The 4,642-nt window shown below is 69.9% G+C and carries 5 protein-coding genes and 1 pseudogene; all 6 read left to right on the top strand.

Annotated elements, in window-relative coordinates; genetic code table 11:
• Positions 1-596 (top strand): annotated as a pseudogene (locus tag HUU95_RS09035) (phenylalanine--tRNA ligase subunit beta); the annotation flags it as partial.
• Entirely contained in the window at positions 589-1,461 is an 873-nt protein-coding gene (locus tag HUU95_RS09030) for an aldose 1-epimerase family protein (RefSeq protein ID WP_174279809.1), read from the top strand. The pseudogene HUU95_RS09035 and the gene HUU95_RS09030, both read left to right, overlap by 8 nt.
• A gap of 35 nt (positions 1,462-1,496) precedes the next feature.
• Positions 1,497-2,477, top strand: a complete 981-nt coding sequence (locus HUU95_RS09025) for an amidohydrolase family protein (RefSeq protein WP_174279808.1) — start codon at positions 1,497-1,499, stop codon at positions 2,475-2,477.
• Between the two features lie 31 nt (positions 2,478-2,508).
• Positions 2,509-2,724 (top strand): hypothetical protein, encoded by a 216-nt coding sequence (locus HUU95_RS09020; protein WP_174279807.1) that lies wholly within the window; start codon positions 2,509-2,511, stop codon positions 2,722-2,724.
• On the top strand, positions 2,721-3,014 hold the full coding sequence (locus HUU95_RS09015) for a type II toxin-antitoxin system RelE/ParE family toxin (protein WP_174279806.1): 294 nt from the start codon (positions 2,721-2,723) through the stop codon (positions 3,012-3,014). Before HUU95_RS09020 ends, HUU95_RS09015 begins: the two co-directional genes overlap by 4 nt.
• Entirely contained in the window at positions 3,011-4,537 is a 1,527-nt protein-coding gene (locus tag HUU95_RS09010; RefSeq protein ID WP_174279805.1) for a peptide chain release factor 3, read from the top strand. Before HUU95_RS09015 ends, HUU95_RS09010 begins: the two co-directional genes overlap by 4 nt.
• Positions 4,538-4,642: the final 105 nt, after the last annotated feature.

Genomic DNA, 4,642 nt, shown 5'->3' with positions numbered 1-4,642 from the left:
GGACCGCGCGTGGCTGGCGCACCGGCAAGGCGGCGGCGTTCGACGCGTTCGACGCCAAGGCGGAAGCGCTGGCGCTGCTGGCGCAGGCGGGCGCGCCGGTCGACAACCTTCAGGTCATGGGCGAGGCCGGCGACGCCTGGCACCCCGGCCAGTCCGGCACGCTGCGGCTGGGGCCCAGGACGATCCTCGCGCGCTTCGGCCTTCTCCATCCGTCGACGCTCGCCGCGTTCGACCTGACGGGCGCGGTCGCGGCGGCGGAGCTGTATCTCGACGCGGTTCCGGCCAAGCGGAATGCCGGGTTCGCGCGGCCCGCCTACACTCCGCCCGCGCTCCAGCCCGTCCGCCGCGACTTCGCCTTCACCGTGCCGGCCGACCTTGCCGCCGACGCGCTCGTCCGCGCGGTCAAGGGCGCCGACAAGGCCGCGATCGTGGGCGCGCGGCTGTTCGACCGGTTCGAGCGTGACGGCGAGGTGTCGCTCGCGGTCGAGGTGATGCTGCAACCGGGCGAGCGGAGCTTCACCGACGCCGAGCTGAAGGCGACCGCCGACCGCGTCGTCGCGGCGGCGGCGAAGCTGGGGGCGGCGTTGCGTGGCTGACTGGCCGACGATCAGGTCCGGCGACCTCACCGCCCGGATCAACCCGCTCGGCGCCGAGCTGTCGTCGTTGACCGACGCCCACGGCCGCGAGCTGATGACGGATGCGGACCCGGCCTTCTGGACGGGACGCGCGCCGATCCTGTTCCCGATCGTCGGCCGGCTGAACGCGGACACGCTGCGCGTCGACGGCCGCGCCTATCCGATGAAGCAGCACGGCTTCGCGCGCTGGATGCCGTTCGCGGTCGTCGCCGCCGAGGCCGACCGCGCGACCTTCGCGCTCACCGACGGCGACGCCACCCGCGCCGCCTATCCGTTCGCGTTCCGGCTGGAGATCGGCTTTCGCGTCGAGGCGGCGACGCTCCACGTCGAGGCCGCCGTCCACAATCCGGGCGACACCGACCTGCCCGCGAGCCTTGGCTTCCACCCCGCCTTCGCCTGGCCGTTGCCGTTCGGCCGACCCCGCGAGGACCATCGCATCCTGTTCGACGCCGACGAGCCCGATCCGATCCGTCGCCTGGGCGCCGACGGCACGGTGCTGGCCACGCCGGTCGCGTCGCCGCTGGACGGCCGGACGCTGCCGCTCACCGACGCGCTGTTCGCGCATGACGCGCTGATCTGGGATCGCGTGCGCTCGTCGGGCGTCGCCTACGGCGCCGGGGACGGCCCAAACCTGCGCATCGCCTTTCCCGACACGCCGATGCTCGGCGTCTGGTCGAAACCGGGCGCGCGCTTCGTCTGCATCGAGCCGTGGCACGGGCTCGCCGACCCACAAGGGTTCACGGGCGAGTTCCGCGACAAGCCCGGCGTCTTCTTCGTGCCGCCGGGCGAGGCCAGGCGCATCGCGATGCGCATCTCGCTCGCCTGAGGGACCCACCATCGCGGCTCCTCGTTAAGGCGGGCATGAAGCTGATCGGCCTCGAAGAACATTTCGCCACCGACGCGATCCTCGCCGCCTGGAATCGCCTGCCGCCCGAGTGGCAGGACCCCAGCCATGCCCAGTCGCAGGCGCCCATGGTGGACCGGCTCCGCACGTTCGGCGCCGATCGGCTGGCGGCGATGGACGCGGCCGGGCTCGACCGCGCGATCCTGTCGCTCACCGCCCCCGGCACGCAGAGCCTGTTGCCCGACGAGGCGGTGTCGCTCGCCCGTGACGCCAACGACCTGCTGGCGGAAGCGGTCGCGGTGCATCCCGACCGGCTGGGCGGCTTCGCGACGCTGCCCACCCCCGCGCCCGATGCCGCCGCGCGCGAGCTGTCGCGCGCGGTGACGACCTTGGGGCTGGACGGCGCGATGCTGTTCGGCCGGACCCGCGCGGTCAACGCCGACGATCCGTCGATGTGGCCGATCTACGAAGCCGCCGCACATCACCGCGCGCCGCTGTACCTCCACCCGCAGGCGCCGCTCCCCGCGGTAAGCGACGCGCTGTACGCCGGCTTCGGCGAGCCGATCGACACCGGCTTCGCCACGTTCGGGATCGGCTGGCATTACGAGACGGGCGTGCAGGTGCTGCGGATGATCCTGGCCGGGGTGTTTGATCGCTTTCCGGACCTTCAGCTGATCACCGGTCATTGGGGCGAGGCCGTGCTCTTCTACCTCGACCGGATCGACAATATGACGGAGCTGGCGAAGCTGAAGCGGCGGCCGTCCGAATATTTCCGCGACCATGTCTCGGTGACGGGGAGCGGCATCTGGAGCCAGCGCTATCTGCGCTGGGCGCTGGAGCTGCTCGGCCCCGAGCGGCTGCTGTTCTCGACCGATTATCCCTATCGCTTCGAGCCGGACGGCACCGCGCGCCGCTTCCTGGCGGAACTGCCCGAGCCGGTGCAGGAAGCGATCGGGCACGGCAATTGGGAACGGCTGGTCGCGGCGATCCGGCGTTGAGGAACAAGCGCGGGTTGGCTATGTGCCCTGCATGATTACCGAGTTCGACGATCCGGACATCGAGGACTGCATCGCCGCGTCGGTCGACCGTGGCGAGTTCTCCTCAGTTGATGAGGCGCGAGCGGACTTTTTGGCCAAGCTGAACGTATCCGTCGCCCAAGCGGATCGAGGCGAGTTGATCCCGGCGGAGGAGGTCTTCGAGCGTCTGCATCAGCGTTACGCCAATTGGCCCCGCGCTGCTGAGTGAAGGTGTTCTTCACGCGGCAAGCGGAACGCAACCTCGAAGAGATCGCCGACTGGATCGCCCAGAACAATCCTGACGCCGCTGAACGCCTGATCGCTGCATTGCGAAGCAAGGCGCTGGCGCTCGGATCCATGCCGCGCGCCTTTCCCGTCGTCGATCTCGGGCCAGGCGGCGAGTACCGGCGACGCATCCATCGGCGATATCTGATACTATACCGCGTGAGCGAGCGGGTCGAGATCATCGGTTTCGTCCACGCCGCCCGCGACTACCTCGATCTTTTTCGGATGCCATGATCTCCCCCCGCCGTACCTTCGCGATCATCTCGCACCCCGATGCCGGCAAGACGACCTTGACCGAGAAGCTGCTGCAGGTCGGCGGCGCGATCCATCTCGCCGGCGAGGTCAAGGCGCGGGGACAGACACGGCGCGCGCGGTCGGACTGGATGAAGATCGAGCAGCAGCGCGGCATCTCCGTCACCAGCTCGGTGATGACGTTCGCCAAGGACGGCATCACCTATAACCTGCTCGATACGCCGGGACATGAGGATTTCAGCGAGGACACCTACCGCACGCTGACCGCCGTCGATTCCGCCGTGATGGTGATCGACGCCGCGCGCGGGATCGAGGCGCAGACGCGCAAGCTGTTCGAGGTGTGCCGGCTACGCTCGGTGCCGATCATCACCTTCGTCAACAAGGTCGATCGCGAGGGCCGCTCACCGTTCGAGCTGCTGGACGAGATCGCCGATGTGCTGGCGCTCGACGTCGCGCCGATGAGCTGGCCGGTCGGCATGGGCGGCGAGTTCGAGGGCGTGCTGGACCTCGTCGCCGACCGGGTCCACCGGCCCGATGGCGACAGCCGCACCTATCTGGGCCGGTACGAGGACGCGCCGATGCTGCCCCCGCGCTTCGCCGAGGAGGTGGAGCTGGCCCAGGCGGGCTATCCGGCGTTCGATGGCGATGCCTATCGCGCGGGCGACCTGACGCCGGTCTATTTCGGCTCGGCGCTCAAGGATTTCGGGATTGCCGAGCTGATCGACGCGCTCAGCCGACACGCGCCCGGCCCCCGCCCGCAGCCCGCCGAGCCCGCGCCCGTGTCGCCCGACGGCGCGGATGTCACCGGCTTCGTGTTCAAGGTGCAGGCGAACATGGATCCCCAGCATCGCGACCGCATCGCGTTCATGCGGCTGTGCTCCGGCGTGTTCCGGCGCGGCATGAAGCTGACGCCGACGGGCACGGGCAAGCCGATCGCGGTGCATTCGCCGATCCTGTTCTTCGCGCAGGATCGCGAGATCGCCGACGAGGCCTATCCCGGCGACATCATCGGCATCCCCAATCATGGCGCGCTGCGCGTCGGCGATACGCTGGCGGAGAAACCCGGCGTGCGCTTCACCGGCCTGCCCAACTTCGCCCCCGAGCTGTTGCGCCGCGTCCAGCTCAAGGATCCGACCAAGACGAAGCAGCTTCGCAAGGCGCTCGACGACATGGCCGAGGAGGGCGTGACGCAGGTCTTCTATCCCGAGATCGGCTCGGCCTGGATCGTCGGCGTGGTCGGGCAGCTGCAGCTCGACGTGCTCGTCAGCCGGCTGGAGGCGGAGTATAAGGTCGCCGCCGGGTTGGAGCCTGCGCCGTACGACACCGCGCGCTGGGTGTCGGCCGCCGACCCGGCCGAGCTGCGCGCGTTCCTCGACCACAATCGCGGCGCGACCGCCAGGGATCGCGACGGCAATCCGGTGTTCATGGCCAAATCGGCTTGGGACGTGGGGTATGTGCAGGACCGCTACCCGCACGTACGGTTCGCGGCGACGCGGGAACGGTAGAGCGGTTCAGAGCAGCGAGCGGTGGTCGCAGCGCGCCGCGACATCGGCCGCGCTGACCGATCGCGCTAGCCACAGGTCGCTGGGCGCGCTGACCGCCGCCGGCTC

This window comes from Sphingomonas bacterium (assembly GCF_903643065.1).
Classification (GTDB): domain Bacteria; phylum Pseudomonadota; class Alphaproteobacteria; order Sphingomonadales; family Sphingomonadaceae; genus Sphingomonas.
The sequence above is the reverse complement of the archived record's forward strand: the minus strand, read 5'-3'. Positions and strand labels throughout refer to the sequence as shown.